This window comes from Pseudescherichia sp., assembly GCF_032052675.1.
Classification (GTDB): Bacteria; Pseudomonadota; Gammaproteobacteria; order Enterobacterales; family Enterobacteriaceae; genus Pseudescherichia.
Genome location: NZ_DAMBWA010000004.1, coordinates 167,813 through 189,669, shown reverse-complemented (window position 1 = coordinate 189,669; position 21,857 = coordinate 167,813). Strand labels below are relative to the sequence as shown.

Here is a 21,857-nt window from a genome sequence, read left to right as displayed (position 1 = left end):
ATCATATTAAAAGGGGCTAATGGCCCCTTTTTTGTCTGGAGAATTTATTATGGCGAAAGAATTCGGTCGCCCGCAGCGCGTGGCCCAGGAGATGCAGAAAGAGATTGCAATGATCCTGCAGCGCGAAATCAAAGATCCGCGTCTGGGCATGATGACCACCGTTTCCGGTGTCGAGATGTCCCGCGATCTGGCCTATGCCAAAGTGTTTGTTACCTTCCTGAACGACAAAGATGAAGACGCGGTAAAAGCGGGCCTCAAAGCGTTGCAGGAAGCGTCTGGCTTTATCCGCTCGCTGCTTGGCAAAGCCATGCGCCTGCGTATCGTGCCGGAGCTGACCTTCTTCTACGACAACTCGCTGGTCGAGGGGATGCGCATGTCTAACCTGGTGACCAACGTGGTGCGACAGGACGATGAGCGTCGCGTCAACCCGGACGACAGCAAGGAGGACTGATGAGTCGTCCTCGTCGTCGCGGTCGCGACGTGCACGGCGTGCTGCTGCTGGATAAGCCTCAGGGGATGTCCAGCAACGACGTGCTGCAAAAAGTAAAGCGTCTCTACAATGCCAACCGTGCCGGGCACACCGGCGCGCTGGATCCGCTGGCGACCGGCATGCTGCCGATCTGCCTGGGGGAGGCGACAAAGTTTTCCCAGTACCTGCTGGACTCCGATAAACGCTACCGGGTGGTTGCTCGCCTCGGCCAGCGCACCGATACCTCCGATGCGGATGGTGAGATCGTAGAGGAGCGCCCGGTAACCTTTAGTGCGGAACAGCTTGCTGACGCGCTGGAAAGTTTTCGTGGCGACACGATGCAGGTTCCATCGATGTACTCGGCGCTCAAGTACCAGGGTAAAAAGCTCTATGAGTACGCGCGCCAGGGCATTGAGGTGCCGCGTGAAGCCCGGCCTATTACCGTCTATGAGCTGCTGTTTATTCGCCACGAAGGTAACGAGCTGGAGCTGGAAGTGCACTGCTCGAAAGGCACCTATATCCGGACCATCGTTGACGATCTCGGTGAGAAGCTGGGCTGCGGGGCACACGTGACCTTCCTGCGTCGTCTGGCCGTCAGCACCTATCCCGTTGATCGCATGGTAACCCTGGAGCAGCTGCATGCGCTGGTTGCGCAGGCGGAGCAGCAGGAGAGACCCGCCGCCCAGCTGCTGGACCCGCTGCTGATGCCGATGGACAGTCCGGCTGCGGACTTCCCGGTGGTCAATCTGCCGCTGACCTCGTCGGTCTACTTCAAGAACGGTAACCCGGTACGAACCACGGGCGCGCCGCTGAACGGGCTGGTGCGCGTGACGGAAGGGGACGACGGCAAGTTTATCGGCATGGGCGAGATGGACGATGAGGGCCGCGTTGCCCCGCGTCGGCTTGTCGTAGAGTATCCGGCGGCATAAGCTTATGCAGCTACCTTGCGATAACAGGGTACTGCGAGTAGAATATTGCCGCTTAACGCCGCGTTGGCTGTGTAACAGCGAGCGGGCGTTATACCTGGGATCGCTGAATTAGAGATCGGCATCCTTTCATTCTTTTAATTCTGGAGTTCAAAATGTCTCTAAGCGTTGAAGCTAAAGCAAAAATCGTTTCCGAGTTCGGTCGTGGCGAAAATGACAGCGGTTCTACCGAAGTACAGGTTGCCCTGCTGACTGCTCAGATCAACCACCTGCAGGGTCACTTTGCAGAGCACAAAAAAGATCACCACAGCCGTCGTGGTCTGCTGCGTATGGTTTCTCAGCGTCGTAAACTGCTCGACTACCTGAAACGTAAAGATGTTGCACGCTACACTGCGCTGATCGAGCGTCTGGGTCTGCGTCGCTAAGTCTGGCGAGTTTCAGAGAAAGGGGCCTTATGGCCCCTTTTTTCAACCAGACGGCAGCAATTCACTCTAAACTATTGTATTGTTGCTTTGAATGATCTTCGTTGCAGAGGTTCGCGCGGCTAATGAGAGGCTTCACCCAAAGCGGTGTCGGTTGTCATTAGTCGCGAGGATGCACTGAGGATCGGGTTTAACGTCAGCACGCCGCAAGGTGTGCTGTCAAACATTTAAGAAAGGGTAAAATTTTGCTTAATCCGATCATTCGTAAATTCCAGTACGGTCAGCATACCGTTACGCTGGAAACCGGCATGATGGCCCGTCAGGCGACGGCTGCCGTTATGGTAAGCATGGACGACACCGCGGTCTTCGTCACCGTTGTGGGTCAGAAAAAAGCGAAGCCGGGCCAGGACTTCTTCCCGCTGACCGTTAACTACCAGGAGCGTACCTACGCTGCCGGTAAAATCCCGGGTGGCTTCTTCCGTCGTGAAGGCCGTCCAAGCGAAGGCGAAACCCTGATCGCGCGTCTGATTGACCGCCCGGTTCGTCCGCTGTTCCCGGAAGGCTTCGTGAACGAAGTGCAGGTTATTGCCACCGTGGTTTCCGTTAACCCGCAGGTTAACCCGGACATCGTGGCCATGATTGGCGCTTCCGCAGCTCTGTCTCTGTCCGGTATCCCGTTCAACGGCCCGATCGGCTCTGCGCGTGTTGGTTACATCAACGACCAGTACGTTCTGAACCCGACTCAGGACGAGCTGAAAGAGAGCAAGCTGGACCTGGTGGTTGCCGGTACTGAAGCTGCCGTGCTGATGGTTGAATCCGAAGCAGAACTGCTGAGCGAAGACCAGATGCTGGGCGCGGTGGTATTTGGCCACGAGCAGCAGCAGATCGTTATCCAGAACATCAACGACCTGGTGAAAGAAGCCGGTAAACCGCGTTGGGACTGGCAGCCGGAAGCGGCAAACGACGCGCTGAACGCACGCGTTGCTGCCCTGGCAGAATCCCGTCTGAGCGATGCCTACCGCATTACCGACAAGCAGGAGCGTTACACTCAGGTTGATGCAATCAAATCTGAAACTATCGCCACCCTGGTTGCCGAAGACGAGTCTCTGGACGCTAACGAGCTGGGCGATATCCTGCACGCCATCGAGAAAAACGTGGTGCGTAGCCGCGTGCTGGCAGGCGAGCCGCGTATCGACGGCCGTGAAAAAGATATGATCCGTGGCCTGGACGTGCGTACTGGCGTGCTGCCGCGTACCCACGGCTCCGCGCTGTTCACCCGTGGCGAAACGCAGGCGCTGGTTACCGCGACTCTGGGTACCGCACGTGATGCACAGAACATTGATGAGCTGATGGGCGATCGTACCGACAGCTTCCTGTTCCACTATAACTTCCCTCCGTACTCCGTAGGTGAAACCGGTATGGTTGGCTCGCCGAAGCGTCGTGAAATTGGTCACGGTCGTCTGGCGAAGCGCGGCGTACTGGCAGTGATGCCGGATATCGAGAAGTTCCCGTACACCGTACGCGTGGTGTCTGAGATCACCGAATCCAACGGCTCCTCCTCTATGGCTTCCGTGTGTGGCGCGTCGCTGGCACTGATGGACGCCGGTGTGCCGATCAAAGCCGCCGTTGCCGGTATCGCGATGGGTCTGGTGAAAGAGGGCGACAACTTTGTCGTGCTGTCCGACATTCTGGGTGACGAAGATCACCTGGGCGATATGGACTTCAAAGTCGCGGGTTCCCGCGAAGGTATCTCTGCCCTGCAGATGGATATCAAAATTGAAGGCATCACCAAAGAGATCATGCATGCTGCGCTGAACCAGGCGAAAGGTGCACGTCTGCATATCCTGGGCGTGATGGAGCAGGCGATCAACGCGCCGCGCGGCGACATCTCTCAGTTCGCACCGCGTATCCACACCATTAAGATCAGCCCGGACAAGATCAAAGACGTGATCGGTAAAGGCGGCTCTGTTATCCGTGCCCTGACCGAAGAGACCGGCACCACCATCGAAATCGAAGATGACGGTACCGTGAAGATCGCAGCGACCGACGGTGAGAAAGCAAAATACGCTATCCGTCGTATCGAAGAGATCACCGCTGAGATCGAAGTTGGCCGTATCTACAATGGTAAAGTGACCCGTATCGTTGACTTTGGCGCGTTTGTTGCCATCGGCGGCGGTAAAGAGGGTCTGGTTCACATCTCTCAGATCGCTGACAAGCGCGTTGAGAAAGTGACCGACTACCTGCAGATGGGTCAGGAAGTACCGGTAAAAGTTCTGGAAGTTGACCGCCAGGGCCGTGTCCGTCTGAGCATCAAAGAAGCAACCGAGCAGTCTCCGTCCGCTGACGCGCCGCAGGCGCCGGCAGCAGACCAGGGCGAGTAACGTTGCCATTAGCTCCTCGCCGCTGGCGGGGAGCTTTTACAACCGGGCAGGATGCCAGCATTGCAGCCGGGGGACAGGACGTTCAACCTTTTGTTGTCTTCGGGAGTAGGAAATGAAGCCTTTTTTGCGCTGGTGTTTCGTTGCGACAGCTCTAACGCTGGCAGGATGCAGCAACTCTGCCTGGCGTAAGAACGAAGTCCTCGCAGTGCCATTGCAACCGACTTTGCAGCAGGAAGTGATTCTGGCACGTATGGAACAAATTCTTGCCAGTCGGGCTTTAACCGATGATGAACGCGCACAGCTTTTATATGAGCGCGGAGTGTTGTATGATAGTCTCGGTCTGAGAGCACTAGCGCGAAATGATTTCTCACAAGCGCTGGCAATCCGACCCGATATGCCTGAGGTATTCAACTACCTGGGTATTTACTTAACGCAGGCAGGCAATTTTGATGCTGCCTATGAAGCGTTTGATTCTGTACTTGAGCTTGATCCAACTTACAACTACGCGCACTTGAATCGCGGTATCGCTCTCTACTACGGCGGTCGTGACAAGTTAGCGCAAGATGATCTGCTGGCGTTTTATCAAGACGATCCCAACGATCCTTTCCGCAGCCTGTGGCTTTATCTCGCCGAGCAGAAGCTCGATGAGAAGCAGGCGAAAGAAGCACTGGAACAGCGCTTCGAGAAATCGGACAAGGAGCAATGGGGATGGAACATTGTCGAGTTCTACCTGGGCAACATTGACGAAAAAACGTTAATGGAGCGCCTGAAGGCGGACGCAACGGATAACACCTCGCTCGCTGAGCATCTCAGTGAAACCAACTTCTATTTAGGTAAGTACTACCTAAGTCTGGGGGACAAGGACAGCGCTACGGCACTGTTCAAATTAGCGGTTGCTAACAACGTACACAACTATGTTGAGCACCGTTATGCATTGTTGGAATTATCGCTCTTGGGCCAGGAGCAAGACGACCTGGCAGAATCGGACCAGCAATAGCTGACGACATAAACATCAGCCCACAATCTTTTTTGATTGCCATCATCTTCACGGGTGAGGGCGTTGTTGTTCGTCAATACACCTACTTTGAGCCGGTTCACACTTTTCAATGAAAATTGCAGATCAATTTCATGATGAGTTATGTAGACTGGCCGCCAATGACATTGAGGCACTCGTACTACATGGCTGAATTCGAAACCACTTTTTCCGATCTTGGGCTGAAACCTTCTATTATTGAGGCGCTTAACGATCTCGGTTACGAAAAACCTTCTCCGATCCAGGCTGAGTGCATTCCGCACCTGCTCTCTGGTCGTGACGTGCTGGGTATGGCCCAGACCGGTAGCGGTAAAACCGCAGCATTCTCGCTGCCGCTGCTGAACAACATCGATCCGGAACTGCGCGCCCCGCAGATCCTCGTGCTCGCTCCAACCCGTGAACTGGCGGTTCAGGTTGCTGAAGCGATGACTGACTTCTCTAAACATATGCACGGCGTAAACGTGGTTGCCCTTTACGGCGGCCAGCGCTATGACGTGCAGCTGCGCGCCCTGCGCCAGGGCCCACAGATTGTTGTGGGTACGCCGGGCCGCCTGCTCGATCACTTAAAACGTGGCACGCTGAACCTCTCCGGCCTGAAAGGCCTGGTGCTGGACGAAGCGGACGAAATGCTGCGTATGGGCTTCATCGAAGACGTTGAAACCATCATGGCGCAGATCCCGGCTGAACATCAGACCGCGCTCTTCTCCGCCACCATGCCGGAAGCGATCCGTCGCATCACCCGCCGCTTTATGAACGAGCCGCAGGAAGTGCGCATTCAGTCTAGCGTGACGACTCGCCCGGACATCAGCCAGAGCTACTGGTCTGTCTACGGCATGCGTAAAAACGAAGCGCTGGTGCGTTTCCTGGAAGCGGAAGATTTTGACGCGGCGATTATCTTCGTCCGTACCAAAAACGCGACCCTGGAAGTGGCTGAAGCGCTGGAGCGCAGCGGTTATAACAGCGCCGCGCTGAACGGTGACATGAACCAGGCGCTGCGTGAGCAGACCCTGGAGCGTCTGAAAGATGGTCGTCTGGACATCCTGATCGCCACCGACGTTGCGGCCCGTGGCCTTGACGTAGAGCGTATCAGCCTGGTGGTTAACTACGACATCCCGATGGACTCCGAGTCTTACGTTCACCGTATCGGCCGTACCGGTCGTGCGGGCCGTGCAGGCCGTGCGCTGCTGTTCGTTGAGAACCGCGAGCGTCGTTTGCTGCGTAACATCGAACGCACCATGAAGCTGACCATTCCGGAAGCCGATCTGCCGAACGCAGAGCTGCTGGGCAAACGCCGTCTGGAAAAATTCGCCGCTAAAGTTCAGCAGCAGCTGGAGAGCAGCGATCTGGATCAGTACCGTGCTCTGCTGGCGCAGATCAAGCCAACGGCGGAAGGTGAAGAGCTGGATCTCGAAACCCTGGCAGCAGCCCTGCTGAAAATGGCTCAGGGCGAACGCGCGCTGATCGTACCGCCAGATGCACCGATGCGTCCGAAGCGCGAGTTCCGCGAGCGTGATGACCGTTTCGAGCGCCGTGGCGACCGTAACGATCGTGGTCCGCGTGGTGACCGTCCGGAGCGTGGTGGTGAAGACCGTCCGCGTCGCGAGCGTCGTGACGCTGGCGATATGCAGCTGTACCGCATTGAAGTGGGCCGTGATGACGGCGTTGAAGTGCGTCATATCGTTGGCGCTATCGCTAACGAAGGCGACATCAGCAGCCGTTACATCGGTAACATCAAGCTGTTCGCTTCTCACTCCACCATCGAGCTGCCGAAAGGCATGCCGGGTGAAGTTCTGCAGCACTTCACCCGCACGCGTATTCTGAACAAGCCGATGAATATGCAGCTGCTGGGCGATGCACAGCCGCACGAACGTGGTGAGCGCCGTGGCGGTGACCGTCCGGCTGGCGAACGTCGTAGCTTTGGCGGCGGCGAGCGTCGTGAAGGCGGTCTTGGCCCGCGTCGTGAAGGTTCTGCGCCAGCAGGTGCAGGCCGCTTCAGCGGTGAGCGCCGTGAAAGCCGCGGTCCGCGCCGTGATGACTCCGCACCGCGCCGTCGCTTCAACAACGACGCGTAAGCGAGTAAGAGTAGAAACGTTACTGTAAAGTAAGCGTTCCAGCCCCGATCTCAACAATCGGGGCTTTTTTTATCGGTAATGTACTCATGTACTGGTACAATACGTAGCGAACCGCATTTTAGAGAGAAGAGAGAATGGCTACGCTTTCCACCACCCATACTACCCCGTCGCTGCTCGGCGGCGTGGTGATCATCGCAGGAACCATTATTGGCGCAGGGATGTTCTCGCTGCCGGTGGTGATGTCGGGCGCCTGGTTCTTCTGGTCGCTTGCGGCGCTGGTCTTTACCTGGTTCTGCATGCTGCACTCCGGGCTGATGATCCTCGAGGCTAACCTCAACTACCGCATCGGCTCAAGCTTTGACACTATCACCCGTGACCTGCTGGGCAGAGGCTGGAACCTGATCAACGGCGTCTCTATCGCTTTTGTGCTCTATATCCTGACCTACGCCTATATCTCGGCGAGCGGATCGATTCTGCACCATACCTTTTCGGAGATGTCGCTCAACGTCTCGCCACGCCTGGCGGGGCTAGGCTTTGCCCTAATCGTAGCGTTTATCGTCTGGCTCTCAACCCGTGCGGTGAGCCGCATGACCGCCATCGTGCTGGGGGCGAAGGTCATCACCTTCTTCCTCACCTTCGGTAGTCTGCTGGGGCACGTCGAGCCCGCCACGCTGTTTAACGTGGCCGAGAGCAACGCCTCCTACACGCCGTACCTGCTGATGACGCTGCCGTTCTGCCTCGCCTCGTTTGGCTATCACGGCAACGTGCCGAGCCTGATGAAGTACTACGGCAAGGATCCGCGCACTATCACGCGCTGCATCGCCTACGGCTCGCTGCTGGCGCTGGGTCTGTATACCATCTGGTTACTGGTGACGATGGGGAATATCACCCGTCCGGCGTTTATCGGCATTGCCCAGCAGGGGGGGAATATTGACGTGCTGGTGCAGGCTCTGAGCGGCGTGCTGAATAGCCGCAGCCTGGATCTGCTTCTGGTCGTCTTCTCTAACTTTGCAGTGGCCAGCTCGTTTCTGGGGGTGACGCTGGGGCTGTTTGATTACCTGGCCGATCTTTTTGGCTTTGACGACTCCGCCAGCGGCCGCTTTAAAACCGCGCTGCTGACCTTCCTGCCGCCGATTGTCGGTGGGCTGCTGTGGCCGAACGGCTTCCTCTACGCCATCGGCTATGCCGGGCTGGCGGCAACCATCTGGGCAGCGATTGTTCCGGCGCTGCTGGCGCGTGCATCACGTAAGCGCTTCGGTAGTCCTAAATTCCGCGTCTGGGGCGGCAAGCCGATGATTGCGCTGATCCTGCTGTTTGGGGTAGGCAACGCCGTGGTACATATATTATCGAGTTTTAATGTATTACCGGTATATCAATAGATCGCCATGAACCGTAGGCCGGGCAAGCGCAGCGCCGCCCGGCGAAACGAAACTTACCCCAACAACTCCTCTTTCACCTGCATCGCCAGCTCAAACGAGTGCAGCCGCGCCTGGTGATCGAAAATCTGGCCGTTGACCATGATCTCGTCGGCCTCGGTTTCGCGGAGAATTGACTCCAGCCCGTGGCGAACTTTGGTTTTATCCCCCACCAGCGACATGCTTAATGCCTGCTGCACGCCATACTGCTCGGACGGCGACCAGAAGGCGCCGATATCGGCAATCGGTGCCGGCAGCTGGCCGGTTTCGCCCCGGCGCAGCTTCACAAACGCCTGCTGCATTGAGGTAAACAGGAACTCCGCGTCGCGGTTGCTGTCGGCGGCAACGATGTTGATGCACACCATCGCATAGGGTTTCTCCAGCCGCGCGGAGGGCTTGAAGTTGGTGCGGTAGAGATGTAACGCCTGGAAGAGCATATCCGGGGCAAAGTGTGAGGCAAAGGCAAACGGCAGCCCCAGCTGAGCGGCAAGCTGAGCGCTATAGAGGCTGGAGCCAAGCAGCCACACCGGGATCTTCTCCCCGTAGCCCGGGACCGGACGCACGTGCGGATTCGGATCGCGGGCGTCAAACCAGTCCACCAGCTCCGCCACGTCGCGCGGGAAGTTATCGATATCGCCGCTCATGTGGCGGCGTAGGGCCATCATGGTGCGCTGGTCGCTGCCCGGCGCTCGGCCCAGGCCCAGATCGATACGCCCCGGATAGAGCGCATTCAGGGTGCCAAACTGCTCGGCGATCACCAGCGGGGCATGGTTAGGCAGCATCACGCCGCCGGAGCCGAGGTGCAGCGTCTGGGTATTGGCGGCCAGGTAACCAATCAGCACCGACGTCGCCGCGCTGGCGATGCCGGTCATGTTGTGGTGCTCGGCCAGCCAGAAGCGGCGATAGCCGCGCTTCTCTGCCAGCTGGGCGAGATCCAGGGAGCGGTGGAAGGCATCGCGCGCCGTAGCGCCCTGCGGAATCGGGGCTAAATCCAGCACCGAGAAAGAAACGGTTTTGTCAGTCATCATATGCTCACTTTGTCGACGGCAATCTTTTAATACTGCATTAAAAATTGATTACCGTAGTTAACAAAGTGAGCTTTTTTTCATACCAGCTCAAGGCCAGCGAGGCGCTTCCAGTAGCCGTTGCAGTCGCTATCCGCCGTCAGCGGCAGCGGCGCAGCACCGTTTTCATTGGCGCGGAAGGCATCAAGCATGGCGAAAGTCTCCGTCCCCAGCGGTGAGAGGCGCACCATATCCACCAGCCCCTGCATCGAAGTCAGCTCATTACCGAGGTTGTAGATATAGCCGCTCATGGTCTGGATGCCGTTCAGGACAAAGACCTGCTGATTCTCCTGCGAGAGCACGTTGCGCCCGGTGGGGTACTTGATGCAGCAGGTTTCGCACTCGTCCTTGGGGCGATCCTCAGAGCGGGCGGTAAAACAGCGGGCGGAGTAGGCCAGCGGCAGATGACCGTAGCTCAACACCTCCACCTCAAACTGCTCGCGAATGCCTAGCTCGTCGCACTGATTAAGCAGATTCGCCAGCCAGTCGCGAGAGAGCTCTACCGGCATGCACCAGCGCACCATGCCCTGCTTCAGCAGCAGACGGAGGGTAACCGCGTTATAGCAGTTCAGGGCGTGCCCGGCGACGAAGGGCAACTTACGTTCGGCGCACATGTTCACCACGCCAAGATCGCTCGCCTCCAGCAGAAAGTCGCCGTTCTCCACGTAGCGCTTGAGTTCGCCCAGCTCAGAGGCGGCCTGCACCAGCGCGAGGGTAGAGAGCACCACCTGTTTGCCACTTCCCGCGAGGGATTTCGCCATCGCCAGCCAGTCGCCTACTTTGGTGGCGCGGCGCTTGCTGCATACCGCTTCGCCCAGGTAGATGGTATCGGCGCTGCTGCTGGCTGCCTGCCGGTAGAAATCCTCCAGCGTCTCTTTTGACCAGTAGTAGAGGACCGGCCCTAATGAATATTTCATTTTATCTCTCACTGCCATTTACGGTGATATGCGCCAAGGGTGGTCTGCGTGCCTTCAGACATCGCGCCGAGGGTCTCCATCCACGCCGGTTGCGGGGCATAGAGTTCTGGCGCGGCCATGCAGCGGTCGATGGCCTGACGCCACACCTTTGCCACCTGGCTGACGTAGGCCGGGCTGCGCTGACGGCCTTCGATTTTCACCGAGGCGATATTCGCCGCCAGAAGCTCAGACAGCAGCTCTAGCGTATTGAGGCTGGTGGGCTCCTCCAGGGCGTGGTAGCGCTCACCGTCGACGTGGTAGCGGCCTTTGCACAGCGTCGGATAGCCCGCGTTCTCCCCCTCCTGATAGCGGTCGATCAGCACCTCATTAAGGCGCGACTCCAGCCCCTGCGGCGTCTGCTGCCAGCGCACAAAGCGGGCAGGGGAGCAGGCCCCTACGGTATTAGGCGATTCACCGGTTAGATAGGAGGAGAGGTAGCAGCGCCCCTCGGCCATAATGCACAGGCTGCCAAAGGCAAAGACCTCCAGCGGCACCGGCGAGGTGCGGGCGAGCTGTTTTACCTGATGGATCGACAGCACGCGAGGCAGCACCACGCGGGCAACGTCAAAGTGGCGGTGATAGAAGCGGATCGCCTCGTCGTTGGTGGCCGAAGCCTGCACCGAGACGTGGCGCTCAATATGCGGGTAGCGCTCGGCGGCATACTCCAGCATCGCCAGGTCGGCGAGGATCAGCGCATCAGCTCCCAGCTGAGCCGCCATATCCACCGCCCGCTGCCAGCGCGCGTAGCCGTCGGGATGAGCAAAGGTATTGATGGCAATATGCAGCTTTTTACGCCGCTGATGGACAAAGCTTACCGCTTCCTGCAGCTTTTTCTCCGTGAAGTTGAGACCCGCAAAGTGGCGGGCGTTGGTATCATCCTTCAGGCCTATATAGACAGCGTCGGCACCGTTTTCGATAGCCGCCTTTAACGCCGGTAGGTTTCCGGCCGGGCAGAGCAACTCCATAGTGTATCCCAGGTCAGGGGCCGGGTGGCCCGTAGGCACCGTTAAGGTGCAAAAATTGTTAACGGACTGGGATTTTAGTTAACCCTTCGGCGACAATTTTTGATTTAAGGCAGCTAATCGCGTATTGATGGGGGGAATAGGGGGTAGTTTCATCTGCGCAATTGTTGATTTATGCCGCTATGGGAAGTTGAGGTTATGGCAGAATAGCCAGACTTTTCATATCAGGGAGTAAAGCTTGTGTTGGATATACTGCGCTCACGTCTCGTTCATGCCGCGCCGTCTCTGCTGAGCGTGCCGGTAAAGCTCGCGCCTTTCGCGCTTAAACGTCAGGTGCTGGAGCAGCTTCTGCGCTGGCAGTTCCAGCAGGCGCTGGCGGATGGCGAGCTCGAGTTCCTGGAGGGCCGCTGGTTGAGCATTGAAGTACGCGATATTGGTCTGCGGTGGTTTACATCCGTTGAGAATGAGCAGTTAATTGTGCGTGAGTCTGCCGCTGCCGACGTCAGCTTTAGCGCCGACGCCAGCGACCTGCTGATGATTGCCGCGCGCAAGCAGGATCCAGACACGCTATTCTTCCAGCGCCGGCTGGTGATTGAGGGCGATACCGAACTGGGGTTATATGTTAAAAACCTAATGGACGCCATTGAACTGGAGCAGATGCCCAAACCGCTGCGCGTTATGCTGCTGCAACTGGCGGAGTTCGTCGAGGCTGGCCTGCAAGCCCCGCCTGCGACTAAACCAACTTCTGTAGGTGAGCCATGCTGATTCGAGTTGAAATACCTATCGATGCGCCAGGCATTGATGCACTCCTTCGTCGCGCATTCGGCGGGGAGAGCGAAGCTAACCTGGTCCACTCCCTGCGGGAAGACGGGCTGATTACGTTAGGGCTTGTCGCCACCGATGATGAAGGGCAGGTAGTCGGCTACGTCGCCTTTAGTCCGGTGGACGTTGAGGGTGAAGATCTGCAGTGGGTTGGCCTTGCGCCGCTGGCGGTGGATGAACACTATCGCGGCCAGGGGCTGGCGCGCCAGCTGGTCTACGAGGGGCTGGATTCGCTCAACGAGTTCGGCTACGCCGCCGTCGTTGCGCTGGGCGAGGCGGATTTCTATCAGCGTCTCGGCTTTGAGCGGGCGGCACACTACGATCTACACTGTCGTTGGCCGGGCACGGAGAGCGCTTTCCAGGTGCATCGCCTGGCAGATGATGCCTTAAACGGCGTGCATGGCCTGGTGGAGTACCACGAACACTTCAACCGTGTTTGATTGTCTCGGGCTGCAACGCTGCCAGCAGCGTGTCAAAGGACCCATCCCCGGCAACGAGGCGCTCTTTCTGGCGCTTCGTTAGCTGTTTGATACGGTATTCAATTTTCAAAGCTAGTGAGCGCTCACCTACTGGTGCCGCGAAGGCCAGCCGCAGCTCCCCTTTGCCGCGCAGCGCCTTTGCCCCTTTTCCCGTCTGATGCTGGGTGAAGCGGCGGGCAACGTCGGTCGTAATGCCGGTATAAAGGGCATCATCGGCGGTACGGATAAGATATAAAAACCAGGGCGTCATAGCGTGATTTTACAGAATAAGGTGAGCGCACCTTAGCATGAGGGAGATAAAAAATGGAAACTCTCGCCGCCATTCATCGCTGGCTGGCAAAGCAGCATGTGGTGACCTGGTGCGTCGCCAGTGAAGGCGATCTGTGGTGTGCTAACGCTTTCTATCACTACGATCCGCAGGAGGTTGCCTTCTATGTCATGAGTGAGGATCGTACCCGTCATGCGCAGATGAGCGGCAGTCGTGCCCCGGTGGCGGGAACGGTTAACGGCCAGCCAAAAACGGTGGCGTTGATCCGTGGCGTACAGTTTAAAGGCGAGATCCGCCGTCTGGAGGGAGCGGAAAGCGAGGCCGCGCGTGAGCGCTATAACCGTCGCTTCCCGGTTGCCAGAGCATTGTCGGCCCCGGTATGGGAGATTTCACTGGACGAAATTAAGTTCACCGACAACACGCTGGGCTTTGGCAAAAAGCTGCACTGGCTACGGGACTCAGACTCCCAGTAAGCGCAGGGTTTCCCGGTTGAACGCGGGCAGGTCGTCAGGCGTGCGGCTGGTGATCAGCTGGTCGTTATCATTCACCACTTCCTGATCGTAAAACTCTACCCCGGCGTTTTTCAGATCGATAACGATCGGTTTAACCGCCGTCAGCTTGCGTCCGCGCACCACTTCGGCGCTGATCAGCAACTGCGGGCCGTGACAGATAGCAAACACCGGCTTACCGGAGTTCACGAAGTCGCGGGTAAAGGTCACAAAGCGTTCATCGCCGCGCAGCGAGTCCGGAGAGTGGCCGCCTGGCAGCAGCAGGGCGTCAAACTCCGCTGGCGTCACCTCATCGATCGCTTTATCGATCGTGACGCTGGCTTCGCCCTGTTTCCCTTTTACAGTTTTCCCGGCTTCCTTCTCAATGGTGATCACCTCGTGGCCCGCTTTACGGTACGCTTCGGCCGGGGAAGTGAATTCTGAATCTTCAAAGTCGTCAGTGATCAAGACTGCGATTTTCTTGCCCATGTTTCCTCCATTGTTTTGGCTCTGGATGGGTGATTTCGCCATCTATCGTTAATAATGACGTATAAACAAGTGTGGTTCAGCGAACTCACATTGCAAGGCGGACTAATCTGCAAAAGGGGGCGAGATGAGTCAGGTACTGATTACCGGAGCCACCGGGCTGGTTGGCTCACATCTGCTGCGTATGCTCATTCAGGAGCCGCGGGTTAACTATATTGCCGCCCCGACGCGTCGGCCACTGCTGGGGATGCCCGGGGTCTTTAACCCCTGCGATCGCCAGCTCACCGACGCGCTGGCGCAGGTCAACGAGCCTATCGATATCGTCTTCTGCTGCCTCGGTACGACCCGCCGGGAAGCGGGCAGCAAAGAGGCGTTTATCCACGCCGACTACACCCTGGTAGTGGATACCGCGCTGGCCGGGCTGCGGCTCGGGGCGAAGCATATGCTGGTGGTCAGCGCGATGGGGGCCAATGCTGGCTCGCCCTTTTTCTATAACCGGGTGAAGGGCAAGATGGAGGAGGCGTTAATAGCGCAGGATTGGCCGCGCCTGACCCTTGCCCGCCCGGCGATGCTGCTGGGCCGCCGGGCGAAGCAGCGGTTTGGTGAGTCTCTGCTTGGGCCGATGCTGCACCTGCTGCCCGGCAAGTGGAAATCCATCGAAGCCCGCGACGTGGCGCGTGCGATGCTGCTTACAGCGTTCTCTCCTTGCCGCGAGAGGGTGACTGTTTTGACCTCCGAGCAGCTGCATGCGATTGCCATCGGCGAGGAGAATTAACTGTTTCCAAAAGTGTCCAGTCAGGCGTAGTATCTTCCGGCTAACAATAATCCATACATCTTTCCGGGGAATGTAATGACTGGTCAGTCTTCATCTCAGGCGGCAACACCTGTCCAATGGTGGAAGCCCGCGCTCTTTTTTCTCGTCGTGATCGTAGGGCTCTGGTATGTGAAATGGCAGCCCTATTACGGTAAAGCCTTTACCGCCGCAGAAACCCACAGCATCGGCAAGTCCATCCTTGCTAACGCCGAAGCAAATCCATTCCGGGCCGCGCTCGACTATGCCATGATCTACTTCCTCGCGGTCTGGAAAGCCGCGGTGCTGGGCGTGCTTCTCGGCTCACTGGTGCAGGTGCTTATTCCTCGCGACTGGCTGCTGCGTACCCTGGGCCAGCAGCGCGTCGGCGGTACGCTGTTCGGCACGCTCTTCTCCCTGCCGGGCATGATGTGCTCCTGCTGCGCTGCGCCGGTTACCGCCGGGCTGCGCCGCCAGCAGGTGTCGATGGGCGGTGCGCTGGCGTTCTGGATGGGCAATCCGTTGCTTAACCCGGCGACGCTGGTGTTTATGGGTTTTGTACTGGGCTGGCATTTCGCCCTGATCCGCCTGGTGGCCGGTCTGGCGATTGTGCCGGGCGTGGCTCTGCTGGTGCAGCGCTGGGTGAAGGAGAGCGATCGGCCGTCGCTGCTGCCTGAGGCGGTTATCGCCGCCGAGCCGCAGGGCGGATTTATGGCGCGCTGGGGCCGGGCGCTGTGGACGCTGTTCTGGAGCACCATCCCGGTCTACATTCTGGCGGTGCTGCTGCTGGGCGCGGCGCGGGTCTGGCTCTTCCCCCACGCCGATGGCGTTATTGATAACTCACTGCTGTGGGTGGTGGCGATGGCTATCGTTGGCTGTCTGTTTGTGATCCCAACGGCGGCGGAAATTCCTATTGTACAGACGATGATGGTAGCCGGAATGGGGATTGCCCCCGCGCTGGCCCTGCTGATCACGCTGCCGGCGGTAAGCCTGCCGTCGCTAATTATGCTACGCAAATCCTTCCCGGCGAAAGCGCTGTGGCTAACCGGCGGGCTGGTGGCAGTAGGGGGGATGATTGTCGGAGGGATTGCTTTGCTGTGATAAATCGCCGGATGGCGCTGCGCTTATCCGGCCTACATGTCACGTAGGCCCGGTAAGCTTCGCGCCACCGGGCGTTAACCCACTACTTAATAAACGTAAACGCCGTGGTCACGTGCTTGACGCCCGACACGCGGCTGGCGATATCGGCAGCTGCAGACGCTTCACGCTCTGTCACCAGCCCCAGCAGGAACACCTCGCCGTTTTCAGTGGTGACCTTCACGTTGGACGATTTCACCTGATCGCTGCCCAGCAGCTGGGAGCGGACTTTGGTGGTGATCCAGGTATCTGACGAGGCGGTGCCCAGGCTAATCGGCTGGCCCTGACGGATCTCGTTATAGACCTCCGTTGCCCCCTCTACGCCCATCGCAATCTGCTTCGCACGCGAGGCCAGTTCGGTATCAGGTGCCTGGCCGACCAGCAGCACTTTACCCTGGTAAGCGGTCACGTTAATGCGTGCGCTTTTCTTAATCTGCTCGTCTTTAGCCAGCGCGCTGTTGACGCGTAGCTCCAGCGTTCCGTCATCAACCTGCGTGCCCACGGTACGCGGATCGGTCGCTGCTTTGGTGCCTACGGCGGCGCTGCCGACCACGGCCGCTGCGACACATCCCTGAAGCAGCAACGCGGAGAGTATTACCGCAAGGGGCGAAAGTGCCTTCATGTCTACTCCTTAATCATCCTGGTGAGGGAAAAGCGTGTTATCAATCAGATCGCACAGGCAGTTCACCGTCAGCATATGCATCTCATGAATGCGTGCGCTGCGGTGGGAAGGAATACGAATTTCGACATCCTGTGGCCCCAGCAGACCCGCCAGCTCGCCGCCGTCGTAGCCGGTGAGGGCAACAATGGTCATATCGCGGGTGACGGCCGCCTCAACGGCTTTCACGATATCCCGACTGTTACCCCGGGCGGAGATCGCCAGCAGCACGTCGCCGGCATGGCCCAGCGCGCGCACCTGTTTAGCGTAGATCTCATCATGCAATCTATCGTTGGCGATCGCGGTTAAGACCACGTTATCGGTATTAAGTGCAATCGCCGGCAGGCTTGGACGCTCGGTTTCGAAGCGATTGATCATGCTGGCAGCAAAATGCTGGGCGTTGGCGGCAGAGGTGCCGTTGCCACAGCAGAGGATTTTGTTACCGTTAAGCAGGGAGTGAACCAGGGTCATGGCCGCACGGGAGATCGCATCCGGCAGGGCTTCCGCCGCCGCAATCTGGGTTTGAATACTTTCCGTAAAGCAGACTTTAATTCTTTCGAGCACGGTGATCCCTATAATGTCAGCTAGTATGAGTGGTCGTTAAAGGCATCTTGTATCCACTCCACGTCGTTTCCGGTGAAGGCTACCACATCGAACCGGCAATCCACAGTGTCAAAACTCCCATTGTGCCGGGCGAGCCACAAACGCGCCGCCGATAAGAGTTTCAACTGCTTGCTGCGAGTGATGCTGGCCGCTGCGCCGCCGTACCGGGCCGTCTTGCGGTAGCGTACCTCAATGAAGACGGTTGTGGGGCCCTGACGCATAATCAGGTCGATCTCGCCGCCGCGTGAACGGACGTTGGCGGCGAGAAAGCGCAGTCCTTTGCCCTCCAGCCAGCGGCGCGCCGTTGCTTCCCACGCGTCGCCGGTCTGTTTACGGCTTAACTGGCCGGGACGATCTGCCCCTGCTGGTATTTGAGCCATGATAACTTCCTGTTTATCACGCAGTCTGGGGTAGCCGAGAGATCGCCTGTGTTGCCGCTGATCTCAAAGCCGGGAACCTGGCGCATCTGGGCAAAGTGGTTAGCCAGTGCCCATGCGTCAACGCCCATAGCATAGAGGCGGGCCAGCGAGTAGTCGTTGTTGACGCTGCCCAACGCCTGCTGCATCAGCGCAGGGTTGCTGCCTGCCAGCATCGGGATCTCGCTAAACTGTAACCCCTCCATCTCGAGACGGAAGTCCGGCCCTGCACCCCCTTGCGCGCTACGCGAGCTGGCGTACAGCGCTGCGCTGCTATGGCTGCCGGTGCGCATGGCGATCATCGGCTTGATAAGCGCAATCTCGTTCGGCGTCGCCAGGATATAGGCCGCATCGACGTTGCCGCCGCCGGTGATCTGCGCCTCGGTCGGCGGGGCAGGAATGGTCAGGCCGCCGATAGTCACTCCCTGCTGCTGCGGCAGGCTGGAGGCGACCGGCGTGCCGGTCAGGGCGATACCGGACCCGCTGTTAATGCCCATCTTCAGTTCTGCCGTAGAGCCAAACTTCTGCTGCAGCACGGTACCGCCGCCCAGTTTTTGCCACTCTTCGGCAAAGGCGGTGGTGACCCGATCCCCCAGCGAGCTGCGCGGAACCAGCAGCAGCGGCGCGCGGTGGCCCTGATCCCACATGTGACGAGCGGCGTCGCGGGCTTCATCTTCCGGCGAAAGGGCGAAGTAGCAGATATTTGCCCGGCTCTGCACCGACTCCGGCTGGTTCAGCGCCAGCACGTTCAGGGCGGTGTTGCTGCGCATCAGCTCTTCAACGTTACCCTTTAACAGCGGGCCAACCACGATGCTGGCACCGTCCTGCTGGACCTGATTGAGGATCTGATCGAGCGGCTGCGAGCTTGTATCATAAATTTTCAGATCGGCAGAAGGATTAGCCGGCGCGCTGGCTACCGCTGGCGTAGCGGCTGGCTGCGACTGGGCTTCAGGAGCGCTTACTGGCGCAGCGGTGTCAGCGGGCGCGGACGTTGCAGCGGGCGCAGTGGTTGCAGCTGGCGCTGGAGCCTGAGTCGCTTCAGGAGCAACTTCCGGTGCGTCCACTGGCGCAGCAGGCTGCGTCTGGGTCAGCTCATCTACCGGGGCCTGAGAGGGGCTAACGACGTCAGCGTCTCCCGTTGTCGCCGCCTGGGCAACCTGGACTGGCGTGGCCGGGCCGCTCACGGCAGGCGTACCGTTTTTCGCTGCTTCAAAACCCTGCTGGATAGCGCGGCCATAGACCGCCGCCTGGCCGTTCAGCGGCAGTAGCAGGGCGATTTTGTTGGTGGAGGCAGGTTTAAAGTTCTGCACGTTGGTTAACGCCGTCGGCAGCATCTTCGCCCCAGGGTTTTGCGGATAGCGGGTCTGCCAGTCGCTGATCCCCGCCTTCAGCATGTTCGGATCGGTACGGTTATCGAACCAGACGCGCTGCAGATCGAGCCAGCCCTGCAGCACGTTCTCATCGGCGTTGATCACCAGCGCCTGCGCCTGCTCCGGCGTCATGGAGGAGAGCGCCTGCCAGGTGGCATCGATATTTTTCTGCTTATCCTTCGCCGCCAGCAGCGGCTCCTGAGCAATCAAGGCCCGCAGCAGCGTCAGCGACGGACGGCCCTGGCTGGCATCAATCTGCGCCTGCCAGTAGCGTGCCAGCTGGTTACCCTCGAAATCAGCTGGCTTCAGATTAGCCAGCAGCGCCTGTGCGCCAGCAAAATCTTTCTGCACCAGCTTAAGCTCAACGGCCAGCAGCGACTGCTCTTTACGCTGGGTATCGTTCAGCTCCTGCGGCAGCTGGTTAAACAGCTCGCCCGCCTGCTGGCTTTTGCCCTCTTTCAACAGGGCACGAATGGCGAGTAATTGCCAGTTGGTCTTGGTATCATCTGTGCTTTGCTGCATCTGGCTCAGGTAGTAGCCAGAGTCAGCCTGCGCTGTACCCTGCATGTGCGCACTGCTCTGGTCTGGCGTCTGTGTTCCACAGCCTGCAAAAAGCAGGGCGGCCAGCATGACAGGCAGACAACGCGCTGCTTTTAAACGGAAAAATGTTGACTGTACCATTCTGTATCCAGTGATATTTTTTACGCAATGCTCAATATTAAATCGGCAATACGGATGAAACAATGAAACAACACGAATCGGCTGAGAATTCTCAAGGTCAGCTCTATATTGTACCCACTCCTATCGGGAATTTGGCTGATATCACCCAGCGCGCGCTGACCGTGTTGCAAAGCGTTGATTTAGTTGCCGCAGAGGATACCCGGCACACCGGCCTGCTGTTGCAGCATTTCGCCATTAGCGCCCGCCTGTTTGCCCTTCACGATCATAACGAGCAGCAGAAGGCAGAGACGCTGGTAGCGAAGCTTAAGGAGGGGCAGAGCATTGCCCTGGTCTCCGACGCCGGGACGCCGCTGATCAACGATCCTGGCTACCACCTGGTGCGCACCTGCCGCGAGGCGGGGATCCGCGTGGTGCCGCTCCCTGGCCCCTGCGCCGCGATTGCCGCTCTCAGCGCCGCCGGGCTGCCGTCGGATCGCTTCTGCTATGAAGGCTTTCTGCCTGCCAAATCAAAAGGCCGCCGCGACACGCTAAAAGCGCTGGAGGCTGAGCCGCGCACGCTGATTTTTTATGAGTCCACCCACCGCCTGCTCGATAGCCTGGAGGACATCTGCACCGTGCTGGGTGAATCCCGCTATGTCGTGCTGGCCCGCGAGCTAACCAAGACATGGGAGTCGATTCACGGCGCGCCCATTGGCGAACTGCTGGCGTGGGTAAAGGAAGATGAAAACCGTCGCAAAGGGGAGATGGTGCTGATTATCGAGGGGCATAAGGCCCAGGAGGAGGATCTGCCCGCCGACGCCCTACGTACGCTGGCACTGCTCCAGGCCGAGCTGCCGCTGAAAAAAGCCGCCGCGCTGGCCGCCGAGATCCACGGCGTGAAGAAGAATGCCCTCTATAAGTATGCTCTGGAGCAGCAGGCGTAAGATTTATGAGCCGCTATCAGCCGCCGTTTACCATTACGCCGCCAATCCTGAATGTGGTGATTGAAATAGGGGAGCTTCTTGGGCACTGGGCTGCCCAGACCGGGCGCGCCTCTCCTTTACTGCGTAAAGAGAACCGGATCCGCACTATTCAGGCTTCACTGGCTATTGAGCATAACAGCTTAAGCGCTGAGCAGGTCACAGCGATTATGGACGGTAAACGTGTGCTGGCCCCGGCAAAAGATATTCAGGAGGTCAGAAACGCTATCTTGGCATATGACCATCTCTCCAGCTGGGGTAAAGGGCGGCTTAGCGATCTACTTTCGGCGCACCGCATTCTCATGGCCGGGCTGGTTGATAATCCCGGCAATCTCCGACAAAACGATGTTGGTATCTATCGCGACAGGATGCTCATCCACATGGCTCCGCCAGCCTCACAGGTTTCCCGACTGGTCAGTGAGCTGCTTAACTGGCTGGACAGTACCGATCTGCATCCGCTTATCGCCAGCTCCGTTTTTCACTACGAGTTCGAGTTTATTCACCCTTTCGCCGACGGCAACGGGCGTATGGGACGTCTATGGCAAACGCTTATCCTGAGCACGTGGCGGCCCGAAATGGCCTGGCTACCTGTAGAGACGCTGATTCATTACCAGCAGGAGCGGTATTACCAGGTGTTAGGCGAATGCGATCGAGCCAGTGACTGCACCCTATTTATCGAGTTTATGCTGGGAAACATTGCAGCGGCGCTGAAAGAGGGACTGAATTCAGCGTCAAAAATGTCGGAAGAAATGTCGGAAGAAATGTCGGAAGAAATGTCGGAAGAAAAAGTGCTGGAGTTGTCACCTAAAGCGCAGGCGTATCTTGTTTGGCTACGTCGGCATCCGACCAGCACGATTGCCGACATGGCCACACGTTTTGGCGTAACGACACGTACGGTAGAACGTCAGCTCCAGACGCTGCAAAAACAGGGCAGGCTGGAGCGCATCGGTTCAACGAAAGGCGGTTACTGGCGTCTTATTGACTAGCGTACCGTAGGCCG

General features: G+C 58.4%; 24 protein-coding genes. 15 read left to right on the top strand and 9 right to left on the bottom strand.

Annotated elements, in window-relative coordinates; translation table 11 throughout:
- Nucleotides 1-49: 49 nt before the first annotated feature.
- From rbfA to mtr, 8 genes are all read left to right on the top strand, one after another.
- Nucleotides 50-451 (top strand): 30S ribosome-binding factor RbfA, encoded by a 402-nt coding sequence (gene rbfA, locus RTX96_RS07740; RefSeq protein ID WP_042390148.1) that lies wholly within the window; start codon nt 50-52, stop codon nt 449-451.
- Entirely contained in the window at nt 451-1,398 is a 948-nt protein-coding gene (gene truB / locus RTX96_RS07735; RefSeq protein WP_103821330.1) for a tRNA pseudouridine(55) synthase TruB, read from the top strand. The genes rbfA and truB overlap by 1 nt, the downstream gene beginning before the upstream one ends.
- Nucleotides 1,399-1,550: 152 nt before the next feature.
- Entirely contained in the window at nt 1,551-1,820 is a 270-nt protein-coding gene (rpsO, locus tag RTX96_RS07730) for a 30S ribosomal protein S15 (RefSeq protein ID WP_004385056.1), read from the top strand.
- A 242-nt stretch (nt 1,821-2,062) separates the two neighbouring features.
- A complete protein-coding gene (pnp, locus tag RTX96_RS07725) occupies nt 2,063-4,198 on the top strand; it encodes a polyribonucleotide nucleotidyltransferase (RefSeq protein WP_103821329.1) in 2,136 nt (711 codons plus the stop codon).
- A gap of 112 nt (nt 4,199-4,310) precedes the next feature.
- Nucleotides 4,311-5,195, top strand: coding sequence for a lipoprotein NlpI (gene nlpI / locus RTX96_RS07720; protein WP_103821328.1), 885 nt, complete (start codon nt 4,311-4,313; stop codon nt 5,193-5,195).
- Nucleotides 5,196-5,304: 109 nt separating this feature from the next.
- Nucleotides 5,305-5,385 (top strand): protein YrbN, encoded by an 81-nt coding sequence (gene yrbN, locus RTX96_RS07715; protein ID WP_131406004.1) that lies wholly within the window; start codon nt 5,305-5,307, stop codon nt 5,383-5,385.
- Complete coding sequence (locus RTX96_RS07710) at nt 5,378-7,303, top strand: DEAD/DEAH family ATP-dependent RNA helicase (protein ID WP_312670666.1); 1,926 nt, start codon at nt 5,378-5,380, stop codon at nt 7,301-7,303. Before yrbN ends, RTX96_RS07710 begins: the two co-directional genes overlap by 8 nt.
- Nucleotides 7,304-7,437: 134 nt before the next feature.
- Nucleotides 7,438-8,682, top strand: coding sequence for a tryptophan permease (gene mtr / locus RTX96_RS07705; RefSeq protein ID WP_312670665.1), 1,245 nt, complete (start codon nt 7,438-7,440; stop codon nt 8,680-8,682).
- A gap of 53 nt (nt 8,683-8,735) precedes the next feature.
- On the opposite strand, the gene RTX96_RS07700 is transcribed toward mtr, so the two are convergent.
- The 3 genes from RTX96_RS07700 to RTX96_RS07690 all read right to left on the bottom strand — a co-directional run bounded on the left by RTX96_RS07700 (nt 8,736) and on the right by RTX96_RS07690 (nt 11,703).
- Nucleotides 8,736-9,743, bottom strand: a complete 1,008-nt coding sequence (locus RTX96_RS07700) for a luciferase-like monooxygenase (RefSeq protein WP_103821418.1) — start codon at nt 9,741-9,743, stop codon at nt 8,736-8,738.
- Nucleotides 9,744-9,823: 80 nt separating this feature from the next.
- Nucleotides 9,824-10,717, bottom strand: coding sequence for a U32 family peptidase (locus tag RTX96_RS07695; RefSeq protein ID WP_312670664.1), 894 nt, complete (start codon nt 10,715-10,717; stop codon nt 9,824-9,826).
- A complete protein-coding gene (locus RTX96_RS07690) occupies nt 10,708-11,703 on the bottom strand; it encodes a peptidase U32 family protein (RefSeq protein WP_312670663.1) in 996 nt (331 codons plus the stop codon). The genes RTX96_RS07695 and RTX96_RS07690 overlap by 10 nt, the downstream gene beginning before the upstream one ends.
- Nucleotides 11,704-11,940: 237 nt before the next feature.
- Between RTX96_RS07690 and RTX96_RS07685 the strand changes: the two genes are divergently transcribed.
- The gene (locus tag RTX96_RS07685) at nt 11,941-12,465 is read left to right on the top strand and encodes an SCP2 domain-containing protein (protein ID WP_103821323.1); all 525 of its coding nucleotides are present in this window, start codon (nt 11,941-11,943) and stop codon (nt 12,463-12,465) included.
- On the top strand, nt 12,459-12,962 hold the full coding sequence (locus tag RTX96_RS07680) for a GNAT family N-acetyltransferase (RefSeq protein WP_103821322.1): 504 nt from the start codon (nt 12,459-12,461) through the stop codon (nt 12,960-12,962). The genes RTX96_RS07685 and RTX96_RS07680 overlap by 7 nt, the downstream gene beginning before the upstream one ends.
- Here the strand turns inward: RTX96_RS07680 and RTX96_RS07675 are convergent.
- A complete protein-coding gene (locus RTX96_RS07675) occupies nt 12,949-13,251 on the bottom strand; it encodes a GIY-YIG nuclease family protein (protein ID WP_312268631.1) in 303 nt (100 codons plus the stop codon). The two genes, RTX96_RS07680 and RTX96_RS07675, sit on opposite strands and share 14 nt — an antisense overlap.
- A 53-nt stretch (nt 13,252-13,304) precedes the next feature.
- Between RTX96_RS07675 and RTX96_RS07670 the strand changes: the two genes are divergently transcribed.
- Nucleotides 13,305-13,742, top strand: coding sequence for a YhbP family protein (locus RTX96_RS07670; protein WP_312670662.1), 438 nt, complete (start codon nt 13,305-13,307; stop codon nt 13,740-13,742).
- On the opposite strand, the gene RTX96_RS07665 is transcribed toward RTX96_RS07670, so the two are convergent.
- Nucleotides 13,728-14,246 carry a type 1 glutamine amidotransferase domain-containing protein gene (locus RTX96_RS07665; RefSeq protein ID WP_103821319.1) on the bottom strand — a complete coding sequence of 173 codons (519 nt, stop codon included), beginning with the start codon at nt 14,244-14,246 and terminating at the stop codon, nt 13,728-13,730. The two genes, RTX96_RS07670 and RTX96_RS07665, sit on opposite strands and share 15 nt — an antisense overlap.
- Before the next feature lie 124 nt (nt 14,247-14,370).
- On the opposite strand from RTX96_RS07665, the gene RTX96_RS07660 reads away from it, so the two are divergent.
- Together RTX96_RS07660 and RTX96_RS07655 are read left to right on the top strand one after the other, a co-directional pair.
- Nucleotides 14,371-15,018, top strand: a complete 648-nt coding sequence (locus RTX96_RS07660; RefSeq protein WP_103821318.1) for an NAD-dependent epimerase/dehydratase family protein — start codon at nt 14,371-14,373, stop codon at nt 15,016-15,018.
- Between the two features lie 75 nt (nt 15,019-15,093).
- The gene (locus RTX96_RS07655) at nt 15,094-16,134 is read left to right on the top strand and encodes a permease (RefSeq protein WP_312670661.1); all 1,041 of its coding nucleotides are present in this window, start codon (nt 15,094-15,096) and stop codon (nt 16,132-16,134) included.
- 82 nt (nt 16,135-16,216) lie between these two features.
- Here RTX96_RS07655 and dolP read toward each other — a convergent pair whose 3' ends face one another.
- From dolP to RTX96_RS07635, 4 genes are read right to left on the bottom strand one after another with little or no spacing between them, the layout of a single operon-like run.
- Nucleotides 16,217-16,792 (bottom strand): division/outer membrane stress-associated lipid-binding lipoprotein, encoded by a 576-nt coding sequence (gene dolP / locus RTX96_RS07650; RefSeq protein ID WP_103821316.1) that lies wholly within the window; start codon nt 16,790-16,792, stop codon nt 16,217-16,219.
- A gap of 9 nt (nt 16,793-16,801) precedes the next feature.
- Entirely contained in the window at nt 16,802-17,392 is a 591-nt protein-coding gene (gene diaA / locus RTX96_RS07645) for a DnaA initiator-associating protein DiaA (protein ID WP_103821315.1), read from the bottom strand.
- Between the two features lie 20 nt (nt 17,393-17,412).
- Nucleotides 17,413-17,811 carry a YraN family protein gene (locus RTX96_RS07640; protein WP_103821314.1) on the bottom strand — a complete coding sequence of 133 codons (399 nt, stop codon included), beginning with the start codon at nt 17,809-17,811 and terminating at the stop codon, nt 17,413-17,415.
- Nucleotides 17,769-19,898 carry a penicillin-binding protein activator gene (locus tag RTX96_RS07635; protein WP_312670660.1) on the bottom strand — a complete coding sequence of 710 codons (2,130 nt, stop codon included), beginning with the start codon at nt 19,896-19,898 and terminating at the stop codon, nt 17,769-17,771. Before RTX96_RS07635 ends, RTX96_RS07640 begins: the two co-directional genes overlap by 43 nt.
- 62 nt (nt 19,899-19,960) lie before the next feature.
- Between RTX96_RS07635 and rsmI the strand changes: the two genes are divergently transcribed.
- Both rsmI and RTX96_RS07625 read left to right on the top strand, forming a co-directional pair.
- The gene (rsmI, locus tag RTX96_RS07630; RefSeq protein WP_312670659.1) at nt 19,961-20,821 is read left to right on the top strand and encodes a 16S rRNA (cytidine(1402)-2'-O)-methyltransferase; all 861 of its coding nucleotides are present in this window, start codon (nt 19,961-19,963) and stop codon (nt 20,819-20,821) included.
- A gap of 5 nt (nt 20,822-20,826) precedes the next feature.
- Nucleotides 20,827-21,843, top strand: coding sequence for a Fic family protein (locus tag RTX96_RS07625; protein ID WP_312670658.1), 1,017 nt, complete (start codon nt 20,827-20,829; stop codon nt 21,841-21,843).
- The last annotated feature ends 14 nt before the right edge of the window (nt 21,844-21,857 follow it).

Excerpts from the sequence above, each read along its gene's own strand:
- rbfA (WP_042390148.1), top strand. The coding sequence starts at position 50 with ATGGCGAAAGAATTCGGTCGCCCGCAGCGCGTGGCCCAGGAGATGCAG.
- truB (WP_103821330.1), top strand. The coding sequence starts at position 451 with ATGAGTCGTCCTCGTCGTCGCGGTCGCGACGTGCACGGCGTGCTGCTG.
- rpsO (WP_004385056.1), top strand. The coding sequence starts at position 1,551 with ATGTCTCTAAGCGTTGAAGCTAAAGCAAAAATCGTTTCCGAGTTCGGT.
- nlpI (WP_103821328.1), top strand. The coding sequence starts at position 4,311 with ATGAAGCCTTTTTTGCGCTGGTGTTTCGTTGCGACAGCTCTAACGCTG.
- yrbN (WP_131406004.1), top strand. The coding sequence starts at position 5,305 with ATGAAAATTGCAGATCAATTTCATGATGAGTTATGTAGACTGGCCGCC.
- RTX96_RS07710 (WP_312670666.1), top strand. The coding sequence starts at position 5,378 with ATGGCTGAATTCGAAACCACTTTTTCCGATCTTGGGCTGAAACCTTCT.
- mtr (WP_312670665.1), top strand. The coding sequence starts at position 7,438 with ATGGCTACGCTTTCCACCACCCATACTACCCCGTCGCTGCTCGGCGGC.
- RTX96_RS07700 (WP_103821418.1), bottom strand. The coding sequence starts at position 9,743 with ATGACTGACAAAACCGTTTCTTTCTCGGTGCTGGATTTAGCCCCGATT.
- RTX96_RS07695 (WP_312670664.1), bottom strand. The coding sequence starts at position 10,717 with ATGGCAGTGAGAGATAAAATGAAATATTCATTAGGGCCGGTCCTCTAC.
- RTX96_RS07690 (WP_312670663.1), bottom strand. The coding sequence starts at position 11,703 with ATGGAGTTGCTCTGCCCGGCCGGAAACCTACCGGCGTTAAAGGCGGCT.
- RTX96_RS07680 (WP_103821322.1), top strand. The coding sequence starts at position 12,459 with ATGCTGATTCGAGTTGAAATACCTATCGATGCGCCAGGCATTGATGCA.
- RTX96_RS07675 (WP_312268631.1), bottom strand. The coding sequence starts at position 13,251 with ATGACGCCCTGGTTTTTATATCTTATCCGTACCGCCGATGATGCCCTT.
- RTX96_RS07670 (WP_312670662.1), top strand. The coding sequence starts at position 13,305 with ATGGAAACTCTCGCCGCCATTCATCGCTGGCTGGCAAAGCAGCATGTG.
- RTX96_RS07665 (WP_103821319.1), bottom strand. The coding sequence starts at position 14,246 with ATGGGCAAGAAAATCGCAGTCTTGATCACTGACGACTTTGAAGATTCA.
- RTX96_RS07660 (WP_103821318.1), top strand. The coding sequence starts at position 14,371 with ATGAGTCAGGTACTGATTACCGGAGCCACCGGGCTGGTTGGCTCACAT.
- RTX96_RS07655 (WP_312670661.1), top strand. The coding sequence starts at position 15,094 with ATGACTGGTCAGTCTTCATCTCAGGCGGCAACACCTGTCCAATGGTGG.
- dolP (WP_103821316.1), bottom strand. The coding sequence starts at position 16,792 with ATGAAGGCACTTTCGCCCCTTGCGGTAATACTCTCCGCGTTGCTGCTT.
- RTX96_RS07640 (WP_103821314.1), bottom strand. The coding sequence starts at position 17,811 with ATGGCTCAAATACCAGCAGGGGCAGATCGTCCCGGCCAGTTAAGCCGT.
- RTX96_RS07635 (WP_312670660.1), bottom strand. The coding sequence starts at position 19,898 with ATGGTACAGTCAACATTTTTCCGTTTAAAAGCAGCGCGTTGTCTGCCT.
- rsmI (WP_312670659.1), top strand. The coding sequence starts at position 19,961 with ATGAAACAACACGAATCGGCTGAGAATTCTCAAGGTCAGCTCTATATT.
- RTX96_RS07625 (WP_312670658.1), top strand. The coding sequence starts at position 20,827 with ATGAGCCGCTATCAGCCGCCGTTTACCATTACGCCGCCAATCCTGAAT.